Here is an 18,370-nt window from a genome sequence, read left to right on the forward strand (position 1 = left end):
GAGATGGGCGTCCGGACAGTCACCGAGGGCGTCAGCGCCGACGACGGCCCACTCATCGACGACGAGGTGGTCGTCACTGCCGACGTCGACGGCGACTGCTTCGTTCAGGCAACCCCGACGTGTCCGGACTGTACGACTCCGGACCCGGGAACTGACGACTTCGACGTCTCCATCGAGAGCGTTGACAACAGCGGCTTCCCGACGGTCGAGGTCACGGCACGCATAGACACGACTGCGGGTGGCAACGGTGACCTCGACGCCTCCAACTTCGGAATCTGTGAGGAGACTGTCGACGGACTCGGTGACGGGTTCTGTGGGCAGACAATCCAGGCGGTCAGATTCGGTGGGGAACAGGAGGAGACGCTCGCGGATATCATGTTCGTCCTCGACACGTCGGGGTCGATGATCGGCTCGAAGATAGATAGCGCGAAAGATGGTGCCATACAGCTTGTCGGTGGCGATACCGACAGAACAAACGACGCCAACGCGGGCGGCTTCGACCCGACGGTCAACGCCGGGCTCGTCGAGTTCGACGGCGACGCGACGCTGGTGTCGCCTCTTGGCACCGACCAGAACCAGCTCGAAGACGACATCGCTGGCCTTACCGGGGGCGGCACGACGGACCTCGGTGCTGGCATCTCGACGGCAAACACCGAACTCCAGAACTCACAGAGCAACCGGGCTAACGCGCCTGACTTCATGATTGTCCTGGGGAACGGAGACACCTCGAACGGGGCCGGCCCGGCCGATACCGCCAAGAACAACGGGACGACGATCTTCGGTATCGCTTACGGCGACGGCGCTTCGGTGACCGACTTCGAGGACATCTCCGGCGAGGTCCCGAGCGACCCGAACTATCAGGATTACACCTTCGACGCGGACCAGGACGATATCACGACCATCTTCGACGAGATTGGCCAGGAGATATTCGGCACGTACACCATCGAGTACGAGACGGCCAACTTCGCGACCGACGGAACCGACCGGAACGTACGGGTGTACGTCGACGACCCTTCCGCAGGCGACGCTGATACCACTGGAAGCTACACGTCTCCCTCCTCTTGAATCCGCGCTCATTTTTGCCGCTCTGTACAGGCCGATTACTCTCGTGTTGCCCGTTGCCAATCGGCCCATGCTACCCGACATGAATCACATACAAAGGTGGGTACAGTCCGTCGGTACCACCACAGGATAATGAACCGCAGAACGTTCATCGTTGGTGCCGGTAGTACAGTGCTTGGCGGGAGCGCACTCGTTGGCTCTGGTGCCTTTTCCAGTGTCGAATCACAGCGGGCCGTCTCGATCGAGGTTGCGACCGACGAGAGCGCCTACCTCGGGCTGAAGCCCCTCGATACGCCAAACAGTAACAACTACGTCGCGCTCGACGACGAGGGCCATCTGACAATCGACATTGCCGAACACGACGATTTTGACGGCCCAGAGACACAGCCTGGCACGGGCGTCAACTCCGACTCACGAACGTACTTCGACGGGATGTTCGAGTTGTGTAACCAGGGCAAAGAGGGAGCCTGTCTCAGCTACTCGCTACCCGACGGCGTCGTCGCGAACGCCGTCGACGCCCAGACAGTGGCCTTCTATTATGTCGAACGCGACAGCGACGGCGCGGTGACGAATCGCCGAGTCGTCCGAGAAGGGGAGAAACTCCCGCTTGCGCTGGGTGACTGTGCAGAGATGGGCGTCCGGACAGTCACCGAGGGCGTCAGCGCCGACGACGGCCCACTCATCGACGACGAGGTGGTCGTCACTGCCGACGTCGACGGCGATTGTTTCGGTGATGGCTCTGGCGAACTGACAGAGCTCGCGGTCCCAGTCGAACTGCGTACCGAGAAAGCGCTGGAAGACGACGAGTCAGTCGTCGCCGCGGTCGACCCCAGTCCGATAAACGGCGGCGGAAGTCTGCAAAACCCAGTCCCGAAAGACGTGTCGCTCACCGGACAGCAGCCGGAGTCGACAGCCGTCTTCACGGTTGTGGCGGACCAGCAGCCGGTAGACTACGAGATTGCAGTCGACGTCGACGACGAACCGGCGGGACAGCCTGCCGCAGTCATCAGCGGCGACGGCCAGCAGGCCGACGTGCCTCCCGACGCAGACAGCGTCGTCGCCAATCCGGTCGAGATAGACGTTGCGCTGTCGCTGCCGACGAACGCGGACCCCGAGACAGAACTCGAAGCACAGTTCGACCAGCTAACCGGCGAGACCTTCGGCACCAACGCCGTCGAAATCTGTGTTACGAGCGACGGTATAGACGGAGCCACCGAACTCGGCGTGCAAGTGACAGACCACCACGGAACATTCGGACAGGCACCGACGACGTGGAACCCCAGTTCGTCGGACCTGGCATCGCTGCCCGTCGAGTTCGAGAACGGTATGGCCTGTTTCACCGTCGGCAACCCCGGTGTTCCGCCCGCAGACCTGACGCTACTCTCTTTCGATGGCGGGCTGGAAACAGTCGACGATATCGAGAACATCGCCGTCGCTGTCGACGGGGATGAGCCCGACTCACTGGCGGTCAGAGGTGTCGACCTCTCGCAGCCGACATTCGACGTGTCCGGATATCAGGCCCGTGATACCACCCAACCGTTCGCTCAGTACCAAGCCGAGCGATGACGCCGCTAATGTGTCGACACCGAACGCGTCTGGTGGATATATAATAATGTTAAACGCGGTGCCTGAAAACAAAACATGCATTTGAACATCCACGTGAGTTATTTATTATTTATTGGGTTAATAGTTGTGTTTAAATAACTTTGCGACGAACAGGGATTCGTCGGCACGCGGCGTTCATTTGAGCCTGTGTTTGCCGGCGAACAGACGGGGAGAACGGAGATTTCCATGATTGGACCACACACACATCGGGGTGACGTGCTCCGCGCCACGACCGAAGAGGAATACGACGTACTCGTCGTCGAGGGCGAGAGAACAGCGGGCGCGGTCACGGAGCGACTCGAATCGGCTGACGAGACATTTACTCTCACGGAGGCGGTCGTTCACACCGCCGACGATGTCGACGACAGGGTCACCGACACCGAATGCATCGTCTGTGGGCCCACACTTGGCGCGAACGGTCGGTCTGCGGTCCTCTCTGCGGTAGGGTGCCGAGACATTTGTCGCTGTCCCGTAGTCGTCGTCTGTGAGACCGCTCAGGCGTGTGAGTCGCTTCTCGGTCGCGATGTCGTCACAGACTGCATCCCGGGGAGTCAACTGGGCCAGAGTCCGACACTCGCCTGCCGAATCAGCACGCACATCGAGTCCTACCGTACCCGTCAAGCGCTCGCAAACGCAGACCGGGCAAAGTTACAGATTCTCGAAACGCTCCGGGAAGCAGTCTCACAGCAGGAGGTCGGCACGGCATTCTGCCGCCTCCTGGTGAACGCCTACGGCTCTCAGTGTGCCTGGATTCGCACGACACAGGGACGTGGCGAACTCACCAGACAGTGGGCGGCCGGTGACACAGGCTACGTCAGCGACGTACTCGACGCCGATACCCGCGCTACTGAGCCGAGTATCAGAGCCTTCCAAACCGGTGATGTGACGGCTTTCGCACCGATTAACGGCGAAGACGGGGGGTGGCAGGCGACCGCGGCCGAGCACGGGTTCGGCAGTGCAGTCGGCGTCCCAATCGCCTATCAGGGAACCGTTTTCGGCGCACTCTCGGTCTACGACGAGATGTGTTCGATTCCGTCGGGGACGCGGGACTTTCTCTCTTGGTTCGCGCAGATTGTGGGGTACGCCCTCCGTGCGGCGGCGTGGCGCGAAGCGGTCCTGTCGGCGGCACCGGTCGCGGTCGAAGTCGAACTCACCGACGAGTCGGTGCCGCTGATCGACAGCCTCCAGGGGTTACCCGACGAGACACGTCTCTCGGTGCTGTCGGCGATACCACGCGAAGAGGCTGTCCTCTATGTCATAGAGTTAGACGAAGGCCCGCCAGACGAGGCCCTACCCCGACTCGAGAGAGCCAGTGAGGGCGTTGCCGTTCTCACCGAACGACCGCCCCGGTTCGAGGCGCTGTTCCGACAACCGACACCTGAGACAGTGCTCATGACACACGGGGGCCAACTCGTCAGCGTTTCGGTCACGCCGGAGGCAGTCGTGATGACGGTCGCAGTCCGGAGCGAACAGCGCGTCGAGGGGCTGTTCGACGCGTTCGAGTCCGAGTACGATGCCGTCTCGATAGGTGCCGTCTGGTCCAGAGGCACCGAAGAGCCGACCGGCTACGGCGATATTGCCGAGGCACTCACGCACCGCCAGCGACAGGTCCTCGAGTTCGCTTATCTCAACGGCTACTTCGACCAGCCCCGACGACACAATACGACAGAAATCGCGAAAAAACTCGGACTGAGCCGGCAGACCGTCTCGCAACACCTCCGTACGGCCCAACGAAAGCTCCTCCGTGAACTCCTGGAGCCAGAACGGTAAATCTCACTGCCCGAACGCGTTCGTAGCCACCTACCGGCAGCCGAGGTAGACGCCTGCGACGGCCGCGACGCCCAGTGCCGACCAGTGGGCTGGCGAGAGAATCGCCACGGCTGGGAGGCCAACCGCGGCACCGCCGGCCAACAGCCAACTCGCGACGACGGCCGCGAGCATCGCTGCCTGGGCCACGTCCTCGATACCGTCACCGAGACACTCCTCTGGCGTCGACTCGCCGATGTCGCCGGTGTACGCTGCGAGCTGGTCGATGGCAGGCCCCAGCCTGACGTGTTTCGCTCGCTCGTCGTAGTTGATAGTTCCTGTCTCGTCGAGCTTTGGCAGGTGTGTCTGAATAAGTGAGATATACACGCTCTGGCGGTCGTTTCGGGACGGTGGGCTCTTGCCGGTCTCCTCGGCGGCAATCTGTTCGGCAATGTCCCTGGCCGGCGCTTCTCTCGTCTGATGGAGGATACGTAGTACCGCGCGACGCCTGTTGTTCCGCAGTAACTCGTGAATTTCACCCTCGTCGAGCGTCGATTCGTTCGTGCTATTTCCCCGACCTCCTTCCCGCTGTTTCGATAGCTGAATCTTACTCATGTTGCCCCCGCACCTGCATAGTCCATGTGTAACCCTATCAAACGACTACCTGCAAACGACATTCTATTGTATAAATATTCCGGATGTATATATGAGAAAAAACGCGACGGACGATAACCGGCGATTAGGTCTGGGGTTTTCGCGGTACACGCGGTATAACATGTTCTAACAGTCCGTTATGGGGACCATAGCTAAGCACGTCATCGTTGTGGTGCTATGATATGAGACGCCGAGAGCTTCTGTTCGGCGCGGTCAGTGTGGCGACGGGTGCGGGCCTTCTCACGGGCGCACAGGGGGTTTCACGCTCTGGGTCACAGCGGACCGCACGGGTCGCGGTCGAGGGCGAGGACGACGCCTACGTCGGTCTCGAATTCCGCGACCGACTCATCCTTGACGGGACGGGAAACTGTACCGAGACCGCTGACATCCTCACCGTCACGAACCAGTCGAAGCTAGAACTCACGAACTTTCAGGTAGATATTACGCTCGACAACGCCGACGCGTTCGAGATTACGGACACGTCCGTTCCCGACAGTCTCGCGACCGGCGAGTCGGGAACGGTGACTGTTACGGTCGCGAGCGCTGGGTCGGAGAACACGGTGGCGACGGTCGACCTCGTCGCCAACACCGACGGGGACGACCCACAGTCTGTGCTCGGAACCCAGGGGCGTTTCGAGCTACACCGGTCGTGGGACCTCGCGCTTCGTGCCAACTGTGCCGTGTCCGGACCCGAGGTCAGCTTCGTGGCGTTCGTTCCCGGGGGTGCCACCGAGGCGACTGCGCTTTCGACGCCGACCGTCGAGTCGATGGCCAGAAACGCCGACGGTGAGGTCACGCTCGTCGAGTGGCAGTCGGAGGTCTCGGTGGCTGAGGTAGTCGTCTACGGCGGCCGAGAGTGGTTCCTGTGCGATGGCGGAACACACGGGACAGCCGGGACGAACGAGCGTGAGACCGACTGTCGGAAGCTGGGGGTTGGTACCTGCGTCGGTGCCGAAAAACCGTACCGGTGCCCCAGTTCGCCCGGAGAAAAACAGCAATGCGTGAAATACAGGCTCGGCAGCGACGGTCTCACCGCCAGGACACAGACAGCAGCCGAGTGCCCCAGCGGATGTACCAGCGGAGACGGTAACTAACTACACTACCGATCTGTTCCAGTGAATAGACTGCCACATTCCGGACAGTCGAGCGAGATGCTCTGGATGTCCGACCCACAACAGCTCGACATCGTTTCGACGTTTTCTTCGAGTTGCTCGTCACAGGCAGGACACCGCTCCAGCATCGCCCGCAGCCTGACGAGATGCTCTGTTCTGGCATGGTCGGGCAGTTCACTCCAGCCGGAGACCCACTCGCCCAGTGTCGGGTCTGCGGCCAGGTCGGCGAGAAACGCCCCTTTCGAGGACCACTGTGCGATTCGGTCGCCCTGGTATCCGACGACGAATCCTGCCGACTTCTCCTCGAAGGACAGTGCTGCCGGGTCGACGCGTATCGTCGCCGCGAGCTGCTCTTTGGCCCGCTCGTTGTCACGGAACCGCTCGATTCGCCGCCACCAGGTCTCGCGGAACGACGGTGCCAGACACAGGTCATCCACGTCGGCACAGGGCTCGACGACTCCCGCGCCGACGAGTTGCTGTGCCGGCTCGTCGGTCTCGTCGGACGGACCGACGGCAGCCGTCTGTGTCGCGCCAGCGCCGTCGGTCGCCGTCGGCTGTTTCCCGAACAACACGAGGACTTGCTCCGGGAAATACCGCTGTGTGAGTGTCGGCGTCCCGGGCACCAGATATCCTCGGAAGTAGATTGCGAGGACAGCGACGACGAACGCTGTGACGCCGAGTGAAACAGTGACGACCGCGAACGCCCCGGCGACACCCCCTGCAATCACGAGATTCACGGCGGTACACGGAAGACAGCGGTTCGGGCCGACGTATTCGTCTTGCCGGAGCCGACTGTGGATAGTGCGTATCCGAGATGGCATATCGCGCCGTAACGCGGCCACCACATTTGGTATGATGCACGTACCTGAATCGCCCCGGCATGGGCCGTGGTCCGCGGACAGATACACAGGGAATATTCCGGAGTATGGCCCGGTTGTCGCCGGTATAAGGAGGAATTAAATAATCCATTGGCCGGAGTAGGCTCCGCCAGCACTCTTGGCATGAGACTGAGAACAGCCGTGGGAGGGCGGTCGCGATGGGGGTAGTCAACCGGATAGCCAACTGGCTGTTGCTGGTGTTATTGGTGCTGGTGGCCGTTGCGCTGGTGTCGACTGTCGTTATCGGTCAGCCGGCGGTTCTCGGCGTCATCGAGAGCGGAAGCATGGAGCCGACGCTGTCGACCGGTGACGGCTACGTGCCGATTCCCGCAGTTCTTGCTGGCGATGTCGAGACGGGTGACGTTGTCACGTTCGAATCGAGTGGTATCGAAGGAGGGCAACCGACCACCCATCGCGTCGTAGAGGTCACAGAGTCCGGATACATCACGAAAGGGGACGCGAACCCGGTCACGGACCAGGATACCGGCGCACCCCCGGTCGCCGCCGAGGAGATTACCGCCGTGGCCCTCGCCGTAAACGGCGATGTCGTTCGGATTCCAGGAGTGGGCGTGGTCGTGGGTCTGCTCCGCGGTGGGATATCCTGGCTCCAGGAGACGCTCGCGTCGCTGTTTGGAACAGACCTCTTTGGCGGTGAACGAGGGCTGGCACTCACGCTATTCGGTGCCGGGATAGCATTGCTTGGCACCGAATTCATCGTCGAGCGACGGGGGCGTTCCAGGGGGGACCGGTCGCGGTCGCGCTCTCGGTTCGACTGGAACCGAATCGACAATAAACTCCTCGTCGGTGGCCTCGTCGTCCTGTTGATGCTCGTTGCGACAGTAGGGATGCTCGTCCCCGCCGGGTCGACGACATTCGAGCTCATCAGCGCGGAATCAGACGCCGAGACGCCGCGTGTGACACAGGTCGGTGGCACCACCGAACGACCCTTCGTCGTGGAGAACGGGGGCCTGCTGCCGGTCAGAGTCATCGTCGAGTCGGAGTCAAACGGCCTCACTGTCGAAGACGAGCGGTTCTCACTCTCGCGGGGCGGCGTCCACGAGCAGACGATAACCACGTCAGCGCCCCAACAGACAGGCCTCTACCGGCGCTCGATAACCGAGTATCGCTACTTCCAACTGCTTCCGCCGGCGGTCATCGACTCCCTCCACGAGGTCCATCCGGCAGCCGCGCTGTTGGCGATAGACCTGCTCGTCGGGGTCGTTGCCGGCAGCGTCGGGCTGTTGGCCGTCGGCACCGGCCGCCTCCGGACGCGGTCACGCTCTCGCCCTCGAAGCGGTCTCACAGGTCTATTCGACCGGAGATAGCTATGAAACATCAACACACGCCGAAACGACACGCCGGTGTATCGCACACCTCGGGGACAGCCGGGGGAGTCACAGAGTACGACAGCCGACCGAGCGCCACCAGCCGGATGCGGTGTCGCCGTCGGCCCGCCGGAACTGCCGCCGGTGTGGGGACAGTGAGGTGACGCGGTATGGAGCCACCGCTCCGGGACCGGCTTCGCCTGTTCGTCGCCGACTACGCCGCGGTCGTCGCGGTGTTGCTCGTGTTCTGTCTCGTGGCCGGCGGCTGGGGAGTCTACGCCGCCCAGCCCGGGACCGAGACCGAAACCGTCGTCACCGACCAGTGGGGCGAACAGGGCGGGTTCAACCACACCGCTACCGTCACCCAGGCGACGCCGGTGTTCGAGCAAGGAGCGACGCTCGAACGCCAGCTCTACTACACCGCAGTGTCGCCGGTGCTCGAAGGCAGCTACTCTTACCAGCACTCCGACGACGTAGCACGGACGGTCACGATGACCATTCAGGTTGTCATCCAGTCGGTGCGAGAGGAGGGGCGACTCTGGCGGCGAACCGAATCAGTCGAGACCGTCGAAGCGACGCTCGGGCCCGACGAGAACGCCGTCGGTTCGTGGGAGACGAACGTCTCGGCCGACCAACTCCGCATAGCGGACATTCAGGAACGGCTCGGAGCGAGCCTCGGGACACCCGAAATCCTGGTCATCGCCGAGGTGACGAGCAGAGCCGAACAGGGTCAGCCGACGCGACATACGCGAAGCCTCCGGGTCGAACCGAACGGGGAGACGTTTACCGTGGAATCGCCCGACAGCTACAGTGAGACGTTCGAGACCACCGACGAGCGCACGGTCGAGACCGACATTGCCATTCCCTTCGCACTGGGAGGGGGGACCGCAATCGTGGTCGGGGTCGCCGGGCTGGGACTTCTCGGGGTCATCCAGTACCGCGGTGGCATCGCTGTCCCCGAAGCGGAACGGGAACGGCTACAGTACGCTGACACACGGGCCGAGTTCGACGAGTGGATTACGACAGGCAAGACGCCGACCGCCACCGACGACGTGCCAGAAATCGAGGTCGAAGCGCCGGATGGCCTCGTCGACGTGGCAATCGACACGAACCAGCGTGTCATCGAGGATTCCAGAACCGGCGTCCTTTCGGTTCGGACGCCGACAGCGATATACCGGTACGTCCCACCGGCATCAACAGTGAGCGACGACCGACTGCAGTACCGGAGTGTCGGAGAGTCGACCAACGGCCACACGCCGACAGAAGGGGTGATGACGACAGCCGGGGCCGACGGCGACAGCGAATCGACTGCGACAGACGACAACTCACAGGCAGACTCGGCCGACCAGAGCCAGGACGATAGCTGACGACCACAACACGCGCTGTCGGTCAGGTCACTGACAGGGGCGACGGAGCAGTGACTGTTTTGCCAACGAATTGTGATTTAGGCTTGCCTAAAAATCGAAAGTGTTTAGTATTGTTTAGGCAAGCCTAAAACATGCAGCAGACACGAAGACGGTGGTTGCAGTCAGCAGGAGCGGTTCTCACAAGCGTCGCGCTCGCGGGCTGTAGCGGAAGCGATTCCGACGAGCCCGAGGAGACCGAAGGGGGCAAGCAGACCGGCGACACGCCCGACAGCAACGCCACTGAGGACGGGTCGGGAGAAGACGGGTCCGATGGCGGCGAGTTCGCCGCAGTCGACGTTGCGGTCGCCGCCGAGTGGAACGCGATTCGGACGCGTCTGCGTGACCCGGTCATTCTCGGTCACGCAGAGGAGTATGCCGCCGGTGCGGGGGTCGTCGGCGACATCTTCGAGCGCTTCGAGACTGCCTCTGGGGAGTACAACGCACACGAGATGCTCGAGGAGACCAGTACGGAACACTACGAGGGGTTCGAGGCGGGGCTCAATGACCTCCGCGAGACGCTCGAAGCCGAAGACCTCGAGGGCGCACACGAGGCGATGCATGCGGCCGATAAACACCTCCGGAAGGCACAGGCGGCCCTGACCGATAACGCGACAGTCAAGCGACTGTCGATGCTCGTAATGGGCGCACACGTCGAAGACGCGGCCATGTTGCTCGAAGTCGGCGACTACGACGATGCGACACACGAGTTCTCGAACATCGGCGGCAAGTTCGAGGAGAAACACTACGATATGGTCGCCGAGGCCGACAGCGAGGCAGCCGATGGATTCCTCGATGCGATAGACCGTGCCGAGGCGAACGCGGAGTCGGACACCGAGGCGGCGATAGCGGCGGCACACGAGGCATTCGGTGCGGCAACGCAGGGAATGCACGCGCTTGCGAGCGATTCGGTCGCCGGTGCCGCACACATGGCTGCCTTGCAGGCCCGTGGCTGGGACGGGATGGCGCTCGCTAACCTCGGTGGCGTCTCGCAGTCGTACGCTCACGCGGCGGCACTGAACGACTACAGGGCACAGGCCCAGGACGCCATGTGGCTGTTCGAACACGGGAACGCGGAGGCTGCCGCGGCGTTCGTCCAGCGTGCCTTCGAGCAGTTCGAGACCGCTCGCGCCCACGACGCGCTCGAAGACGCCGACCACGACAGCTACGAATCCTTCGAGCGTGGACTCGAACAGCTCGGTGAGGCAATCGAAAACGACAACGCCGAGGCCGTCGCGGAGGCGACAGTGACGGTCGAAGATGCGGTCAGGAGCGGCATCGAGGCACTGGCCTCGGGCCACGGACCCGCCCTCCTCGAAGCCGGCTACATGAAGACACGCATCGAGGACGCCCACGAGCGGTATCTGCTCGGCGAGAGCGAACGGGCCGGCGAAATCGCCCAGTCAGTGTTTGCGGACTTCGAGGCTGACGCCGGTGGCTTCCACGAGACGCTCGAGGAGACCGACGAGAGTCTCTACGACGCCTTCGAACACGAGCATCTGGAAGGACTCATCGAGGCCTTCGAGGCAGGCGACGACGAGGCAGTGACAGACCACGTCGAGGGCATCCGCGAGACACTGCTGTCGTTCGAGACCGCACTCGCCTCCCGACCGGCTGTCAGCGGCGTCGAAAGCGGCTACATCACCGCACGGCTTCGGGACTCGGTCGTTCTGGAACGACTCGACGCGACCGAGCGCGCACAGACCGTCTCGACCGACGCCTTCGGGTACTTCGAGGCGGGCGCCGGCGGCTTCCACGAGGCCATCGAGGAGGCCGACCACGAGACATACGAGTCCTTCGAGGGGGCAGTCGAGGCCCTCCAGAACAGTCTCGAAGACGACGGTACCACTGACGCCGTCGAGAGTGTCACAGCCTACGCCACAGACGCGACGTACGCCGTGGTCGCGGCCGGAACCGGTGGTGCCGGCGCGGCCCCGTTCGTCAGTGATGTCTTCGCGCACTTCGAGGGAGCAGCCGTCCACGAACTGCTCGAAGACGCCGACCACGAGACCTACGAGGCCTTCGAGGGCGCGCTCGAAACGTACATCGACGCGCTCGAATCCGGCGAGAGTCCGCGTGAGGCGGCAACTGTGTACGCCGACGGCTCGCTCAAGGCACAGTTCGCCGTTGCCGGCGCAGTCGAAGATGCGCCCGTCGACGCCGATGGTGGCGGAGACGGCAGTGACGGGGACGGGGCAACCTCGGAACTCGAAGGCGGACCGAACGTTGTCGAGGGCGTCCCAGACGACGCCGACCACGTGGTCGACATGACGGCTGTCGCCTTCGAACCCGAGGAGCTCACTGTCTCCACGGGAGACACGGTTGCCTGGAGCTTCGCAGGCGGCGAGCCCCACTCTGTGACGGCCTACGAGGAGAAGATTCCGGCGGAGGCCGACTACTGGGCATCGGGTGGGTTCGACAGCGAGTCCGCTGCTCGCGAGGGCTGGGAGAGCGGCAAGGGGGCGGTTCAGGACGGCGAGTCCTACGTCCGGACCTTCGAAACACCTGGCACCCACGAGTATCTCTGTATTCCACACGAGGCCGCTGGCATGGTCGGGAGCGTCATCGTCGAGGAGTAATCAGAACCGAAACTGGACTGTGACGACACTCCCGCGGGGCTCGTTTTCCGAGAACGAGACGGTCCCGCCGGAGTGTGTCACAATCAGGTGGACCAGCCAGAGGCCGAGACCGCTGCCGTGATAGAGCTGTTCGATTTCTGTTCCCTGAGTGAGGACCTTGCGGTCCATCTCGGGGACACCGGGGCCGTCGTCGGCGACGGTAAGGGTTGGGGCGTCGGGATGGTCGGTCAGCCGAACGTCGACGGTCGGGCTGTCCCTGTCTGAGTGGACGATTGCGTTCTCCAGTAACTCGACGAAGGCCTGTTCGATGTGGACGGTCGCGTGTACCTGACAGGAGTCGGGGAGCTCACACGAAACCACCGCGTCTGGATACCGTTTTGCCAGCCGGTCGACGACCGTCTCGACCACCCTGACCATATCGACGGAGGTCTCCTTGGGGTCTTCGGTCAGGAACTTCGTAATCTTGCGTTCTTTCTCGATAGTCCGGTTTATCTTCTCGCTTGTGACCCGTATCCGCCGCGCGTCTTCGACGAGTGAGTCCGGTGCTGACTCCTCGATTTGCTCGGCGAACATTCCGATTGTCGTCATATCGTTACGGAGGTTATGTCTGAGGACCCTGTCGATGACCTGTAGCTGACTCTCCCTGGATTTGAGGTCTGTGACGTTCCGACAGATTGCAATCGTTCCCTCCACATCGCCGGTCTCGCCGTAGTAAGGGTACCGAATCGTCGAGAACGTCTCGCCGTCCATCGTCGGAAACGTCGGCGAAATCGTGTACCGAATCGCCTGTTCCTGGTCGAGTACCTGCTGCTTTCGCTCTTCGATGCGCGCGGCCGACTCACTGTCCATGAACGCGGACTCGGTCTCACCGATCAACTCCGCCTGTGTCATCGCTGCGAACTCTGTGAGAGCCTCGTTGACGAGCCGAAACTTGCCGTCGCGGTCCTGAAGCATAATCGGGTCATCGACGCGCTCGACGATGTCTCGGAACAACCTGAGGCGTTGCTCGGCCTCGATGCGCTGTGTGATATCTGACTGGATGGCGACGAACCGCTCGGGGGTGCCGGTCTCATCGTTGATTGGCGCAATCGTCTGGAATGCGTGGTATACGTCACCGTCTTTTCGCTGATTGACGATATCTTCCTCCCAGGTTTCTCCATTTGAGATTGTTTCCCACAGTCGGTCGAAATACTCCGTTGACATCTCTTCGGCGTCCAGAAGCCGTGGTGTTTCGCCGACTGCCTCCGTCTCACTGTACCCGGTCATCTCCTCGAACGCAGGGTTCACGTACTCGATTCGCCCCTCTGCGTCGGTGATGTACACCGCATGACCGGCTGCTTCTGTCGCCCGCTTGAACTGCCGGAGTTTTCGCTTGCCAGCCGCCAGTTCGAGTGACTGCTCTCTGAGACGGAGCAACGCCTCCGCCCGCCACTCCAGCTCGACCTTCTTTATCGGCAGCGAGACGACCTCGTCGATGGTGTCGAAGACGACGCCGTCGGCAATCTCGCCGCGGTCGACCTCGAGCACCGAGAGGTCTGCTTCCGGGAGGAGCAACAGAAACGGTAGCAAAATCGGCTCGGCCTCCTGTTTTCGCTCCCGCAGCGTCTCGCCGTGTGTTTCCAGGGCCTGGCCGTCCAGGATACAGCAGTCGAAATCGGCGGTCTCGACCGGCTTCTCAGGGTCGACGAGCGTGTACTCCTCGTGGTCGGCTATCCACTCGAGTAACAGCCGCTGGTTTCCCTCTCCAGACAGCAACGGAAAAATCGCGGCGTCACTGCTTTTACTCTCCTGTTGCTTGTCTGCCTCGTGCTGAAATGTCATCGCGACGCACCTCGACCACGCTTCTGTTCGGCCACGTTCCGTGACTCGACTACCAGCAGAGCCGGCCGCCCGCGCCGGTCGAGCGACTCACTGCCGGTGCCAGCGGCGTGGAACCACGTGTCGTCGGTGGCGGACTGGATTTGAGTCATCTCGAATTTCAGTTTGTGTCTCCTCAGGCCGACTCGTCCGGCGGACTATGCCACTCCGGTGTGCCGGTGAGGATACCCCGAAGCTCCGGCAGCGGCCCGCCCACCTCGATACCGGCGTCTGTTATCTTGAGTTCGCGAAGGCTGCGCTCGAAGTCGCTGGTCCGCATTTTGAGCGTCCCGACGACCTTTCGCATCTCGCCGCGGTACTCGACGTGTCGGAGGAAGACGATGTTGTCAGCGAGGTTGCTCGTACGCTCTTCGGTCGCCTGAAAGTCGCCCGTGATATTGTGCACTTCGTTCAGAATAAACGTCGTGACACCGACCGCTCGCAGGTACCGACCGATGCGTAACAACACGCTCGTCGGGTCGTCGAGTCCACGGAGGTTCTGCTGAAATCCCTGTGTGCCGTCTATCATCACCACCTCAGCGCCGTCTTCAACAACCTCGCGAACCATGTGCTCGAACTCACCGACGGTGTGTGTGTCGGGCTCGATTTCGACGACCGAGAGCATACCGCTCTCGCGCGCCCGGTATAACGGAATCCCGATAGCGTCGGCCCGCTTGCGGAGCGTCCGCTGTGACTCCTCAAACTGGAAGAGGACACTCTTTTTTCCGTCGAGGGCGGCCCGTGTGAGAAACTGCATCCCGGTCGTCGTCTTCCCGACGCCGGTTGGACCGCTCAGAATCGTTATCGTTCCCTGTTCGATGCCGCCGTACAGCAACGCGTCGAGCCCCGAAACGCCAGAGGCAAGCGTCCCCTCCTCGATTTCGCGTGTCTGTTCACCCGGGACCAGCGTCGGCCAGACAGTCAGCCCATCTTCGCTGATTTCATAGAAATGTTTGCCCCGCCGGAACGACGACCCGCGGAACTTACTGACCGTGACCGCTCTGCTCTCGGGGGTTACATCGAGTGTGATTACCGAATCGACGAGAAACTGCAGGTCGTCGTCGGTAACCGTCCCGCCCGCCTGTGACGTGAGCATCACGGTCGCGTCTGCGTCTTTCAGGTAATCGAGCAGTCCCAGAATACCCGTCCGAAATCCCCGTTCGTCGGTCGTGAGATACCGAAACTCCGTAATCGGGTCGAGTAACACTCGGTCTGGCTCGACCTCGTCGATCGTCTCCCGAAGGTCGGCGATGAAGTCGGGCTGTTCGACCTCTGCTGACTCGAACAGCGTGTACGACTCTTCCTCCGAGAACTGCTCTTGTGTCGGCGAGAAGTTGTGAAACTGAATCGCGTCGGCGTCGAGTCCGAACGCCGTCGCCGTCTCCTCGACGTAGGTCTGTGGCTCCCCCAGATTGACATAGAGTGCGGTCTCGCCCGAATCGGCACCTGCAGAGAGAAAATAGAGACCGAATATCGTCTTTCCCGCGCCGGGAGAGCCCCGAACGAGGACGTTCCTGCTCTCGATGAGTCCGCCCGATAGCACTGCGTCCAGCCCGGAGACCCCCGTGGACACCCTCTCAGTCGTCATGTCAGTACGTACTCCCTCTGCCTGCTTATATGTACGGTATAGCACACCTAGCTTTCTCGGACAGTCCCGGCACGCCGTCGCTGAGTTCAGCCGTCCCCGATATCGAATGTGACACCCGTGAGCTCCTCGGACACCTCCCAGAGACGGGCGGCGGCCGCCTCGTCGGTCGACCGGTCACTGGAGGACTGGACCGCTGGTGCGCCGCGCATGTTCATGAAACCGCCCGGCCCGACGTACTCGCCGCCGGCTATTTCGGGCGAAGTGGCTGCATAGAGCATCGGTAACGCGCCCTGTTTGGACGACTGTGCGACGAGCGCGTTTGCTAGCTTTACGCCTGCGAGTCGCAACCGAGAGCCCATCATTTCCGGGCCGCGTCGCTGGAGGTCCGTGTCGGCATACCCTGGATGACAGCCGACACTCGTCACGCTTGCATCCGCTGGGAGCCGCCTGTCGAGTTCGTACGCAAACAGCAGGTTCGCGAGTTTGCTCTGGGCGTAGGCGTCCCACTTGTCGTATGCGGATTCACCGTGGAGGTCGTCGAACGACATCTCGCCGTTCTCGTGGAGGCCGCTGCTCTGTGTGACGACCCTGCTCTCGCCTTCGGTATCACACAATACGTCGAGCAACTGCGCGGTCAGGGCGAAATGACCTAGGTGGTTGACGCCGAACTGCATCTCGAAGCCGTCGGCGGTTTCCCGGCGAGGAATCGCCATCAGCCCGGCGTTGTTACAGAGGACGTGTGCCTCGCCGTGCTCGGCCTCGAAGGTCTCTGTGAACGACTGAATCGACGCCAGTGACGCGAGGTCGAGTTCGATGATAGGCAGTGACGGCGACTCGACCCTCGACCGAATCTCGGCGCGTGCCTCTTGTGCGCGGGTTCGGTCCCGACAGGCCATAACGACGGTCGCGCCTTTCTGTGCGAAAGCGCGGGTCGCTTCGAACCCGAGCCCGCTGTTTGCACCGGTCACGATGACCGTCTGTCCCGACTGGTCTGGCATCGCTTCGATGTCCCACGAGCGACTCATGAGACAACGTAGGTGCGTATCGAGTTAAGGGCCGTGCCAACGGCAACCCTCAGGTAGTCACCGACTCGATGACCGTCCGAAGTTCACTCTCAGAGAACGCCCCCAGCACGGTCGTGGTCGTCCCGCCGTCGCTCCAGGTGCCCACCGCGACCTGGTCGGTTTCCTCGATGCGAACGTCTCTGTCGCCGACGGTGACCGTCTCGTTGAGTTCCCTGGCGTTCTCGGACTGTGTGACGACTATCGACTGCTCGCCGTCGCTGTAGACGGCCACGAGCACGTCGCCGTCGAGGGTGGTGTTCGTCTCGTCCGAGACGTTCACCGTCGCGGTGTATCCGCGCTCGAAGGTCCAGTCATCTTCCGGTGTCGCGACATCGAATGAGACGCCTGTGCCGAACTCGTCTGCGTCTTCAGTCGCGGTCACATCGACCCGCGCCAGTTCGGTTGCCCCCGGTGGCTCGAACGTGCTATCGGCAGGCGACACGTCGAACCGCGTCTCTGTCACGTCGACGGTCACGGTCGAGTCGGGCCCCGTCCACTCGACTTTGAGAACCTCGTTCGAGTCGACGCTCGCCCAGAGCCGCGTCTCGTCGTCTCGGTCCGGTGCAGTAATCAGCAACTCGTTGGCCTCTTGGCCGTCGACAGTCGTCGTCCCGACCAGTTCGATGTCTCGGTTCGCTGTAGTGTCGTCGAGTTGGTCTGTGAGCGCCTGGATGCGGTCCCGTAGCTCGGCTGTGCTTTCGGGCCACTCGCTTTCGTTCCACGCCCCAGCGAAGTCGTCGATGTGACTCTCGTTCCAGTCCGCAGCCGCGTCGCCGCTGTCGAACTCCTCGAGGAGCCGGTCGATAGTCACGCTGGACATCAACTCTTGGGAGCCACGGTCTCGCAGTGCATCGACCTCCTCGGCCGCTGCCGATTCGTTGTCGAGTACATCGTCGTACTCCCCGTCAGCGAGTTCACCGAGCGTTGTGTTGCTCGGAACCTCGTCGAGGACGTCCCGCCACTCCTGTGGAATCGAACTCTCGTCGACCTCGTCGAGCGCGTCGCCGACGGTCTGGTTCGCGTCGAACGCCTCGAACGCCGCAATGCCCGCCCGCGGCTCTGCCGTGCCCGCGCGGAGTGTCGCGGTCACGTCTTCGCTGTCACCGGTGAGAACAGTCGTTACTCCGGTTTCCGGCTCGTACACCCAGCCCGACTCGCCGTCGCTCCCCGTTGTCACGTACCTGTCGCCATCCGTGACATTGAGCCAGGTCTTTCCATCAGCGGTCGCTGCGACCGAACTCTCGTACGTTCTGGTCCCGTTCTCGGTGTCGATGGTGAGGACCGCGTCGGCGGAGACCGATTCAGCAGTATTGTACTTTTCTTGAATATCCTCGAACACTTCCTCGCCCGTCTGCTCGTCGGTCGCGAACACGAACCCGGTCGCGGCAATTATCCCGACAGCCGCGACAGCGACAGTCAGGACGACAGCTATTCGAAGCCTGCCGCGGTCGTTTAATCTCATCTGAAAGCGCTAGGGCTTTCAGTCGGTTATACCCT

General features: G+C 62.3%; 13 protein-coding genes. 7 read left to right on the plus strand and 6 right to left on the minus strand.

The window, feature by feature from the left end; translation table 11 throughout:
- From BLR34_RS01875 to BLR34_RS01885, 3 genes are all read left to right on the plus strand, one after another.
- The coding region (locus BLR34_RS01875; protein ID WP_143414102.1) for a vWA domain-containing protein at nucleotides 1-1,065 on the plus strand (1,065 nt) is incomplete at its 5' end.
- A 129-nt stretch (nucleotides 1,066-1,194) separates the two neighbouring features.
- A complete protein-coding gene (locus BLR34_RS16580) occupies nucleotides 1,195-2,628 on the plus strand; it encodes a DUF1102 domain-containing protein (protein ID WP_143414103.1) in 1,434 nt (477 codons plus the stop codon).
- Between the two features lie 225 nt (nucleotides 2,629-2,853).
- On the plus strand, nucleotides 2,854-4,437 hold the full coding sequence (locus BLR34_RS01885) for a helix-turn-helix domain-containing protein (protein ID WP_143414104.1): 1,584 nt from the start codon (nucleotides 2,854-2,856) through the stop codon (nucleotides 4,435-4,437).
- A 30-nt stretch (nucleotides 4,438-4,467) separates the two neighbouring features.
- On the opposite strand, the gene BLR34_RS01890 is transcribed toward BLR34_RS01885, so the two are convergent.
- Complete coding sequence (locus BLR34_RS01890; protein ID WP_092698869.1) at nucleotides 4,468-5,028, minus strand: DUF7344 domain-containing protein; 561 nt, start codon at nucleotides 5,026-5,028, stop codon at nucleotides 4,468-4,470.
- 221 nt (nucleotides 5,029-5,249) lie between these two features.
- On the opposite strand from BLR34_RS01890, the gene BLR34_RS01895 reads away from it, so the two are divergent.
- Nucleotides 5,250-6,161 (plus strand): COG1361 family protein, encoded by a 912-nt coding sequence (locus tag BLR34_RS01895; protein ID WP_092698871.1) that lies wholly within the window; start codon nucleotides 5,250-5,252, stop codon nucleotides 6,159-6,161.
- Between the two features lie 5 nt (nucleotides 6,162-6,166).
- On the opposite strand, the gene BLR34_RS01900 is transcribed toward BLR34_RS01895, so the two are convergent.
- Nucleotides 6,167-7,000, minus strand: coding sequence for a DUF8054 domain-containing protein (locus BLR34_RS01900; protein WP_092698873.1), 834 nt, complete (start codon nucleotides 6,998-7,000; stop codon nucleotides 6,167-6,169).
- A 215-nt stretch (nucleotides 7,001-7,215) separates the two neighbouring features.
- Here BLR34_RS01900 and BLR34_RS01905 point away from each other — a divergent pair, with 215 nt between their 5' ends.
- The 3 genes from BLR34_RS01905 (at nucleotide 7,216) to BLR34_RS01915 (ending at nucleotide 12,364) form a co-directional block, all read left to right on the plus strand.
- Nucleotides 7,216-8,382 (plus strand): signal peptidase I, encoded by a 1,167-nt coding sequence (locus BLR34_RS01905; protein WP_092698875.1) that lies wholly within the window; start codon nucleotides 7,216-7,218, stop codon nucleotides 8,380-8,382.
- Between the two features lie 170 nt (nucleotides 8,383-8,552).
- Nucleotides 8,553-9,749, plus strand: a complete 1,197-nt coding sequence (locus BLR34_RS01910) for a DUF5305 family protein (protein ID WP_092698877.1) — start codon at nucleotides 8,553-8,555, stop codon at nucleotides 9,747-9,749.
- A 131-nt stretch (nucleotides 9,750-9,880) separates the two neighbouring features.
- A complete protein-coding gene (locus tag BLR34_RS01915; protein ID WP_092698879.1) occupies nucleotides 9,881-12,364 on the plus strand; it encodes a DUF5059 domain-containing protein in 2,484 nt (827 codons plus the stop codon).
- On the opposite strand, the gene BLR34_RS01920 is transcribed toward BLR34_RS01915, so the two are convergent.
- From BLR34_RS01920 to BLR34_RS01935, 4 genes are all read right to left on the minus strand, one after another.
- The gene (locus tag BLR34_RS01920; RefSeq protein WP_092698881.1) at nucleotides 12,365-14,185 is read right to left on the minus strand and encodes a PAS domain S-box protein; all 1,821 of its coding nucleotides are present in this window, start codon (nucleotides 14,183-14,185) and stop codon (nucleotides 12,365-12,367) included.
- 172 nt (nucleotides 14,186-14,357) lie between these two features.
- The gene (locus tag BLR34_RS01925; protein WP_092698884.1) at nucleotides 14,358-15,809 is read right to left on the minus strand and encodes an ATPase domain-containing protein; all 1,452 of its coding nucleotides are present in this window, start codon (nucleotides 15,807-15,809) and stop codon (nucleotides 14,358-14,360) included.
- 86 nt (nucleotides 15,810-15,895) lie between these two features.
- Nucleotides 15,896-16,834, minus strand: a complete 939-nt coding sequence (locus BLR34_RS01930) for an oxidoreductase (RefSeq protein WP_092698886.1) — start codon at nucleotides 16,832-16,834, stop codon at nucleotides 15,896-15,898.
- A 49-nt stretch (nucleotides 16,835-16,883) separates the two neighbouring features.
- Nucleotides 16,884-18,335: a LolA family protein gene (locus BLR34_RS01935; RefSeq protein WP_092698889.1), complete on the minus strand. Its 1,452-nt coding sequence runs from the start codon at nucleotides 18,333-18,335 to the stop codon at nucleotides 16,884-16,886.
- Between the last annotated feature and the right edge of the window lie 35 nt (nucleotides 18,336-18,370).

The organism is Halovenus aranensis (assembly GCF_900100385.1).
In the GTDB taxonomy this organism is placed as follows: domain Archaea; phylum Halobacteriota; class Halobacteria; order Halobacteriales; family Haloarculaceae; genus Halovenus; species Halovenus aranensis.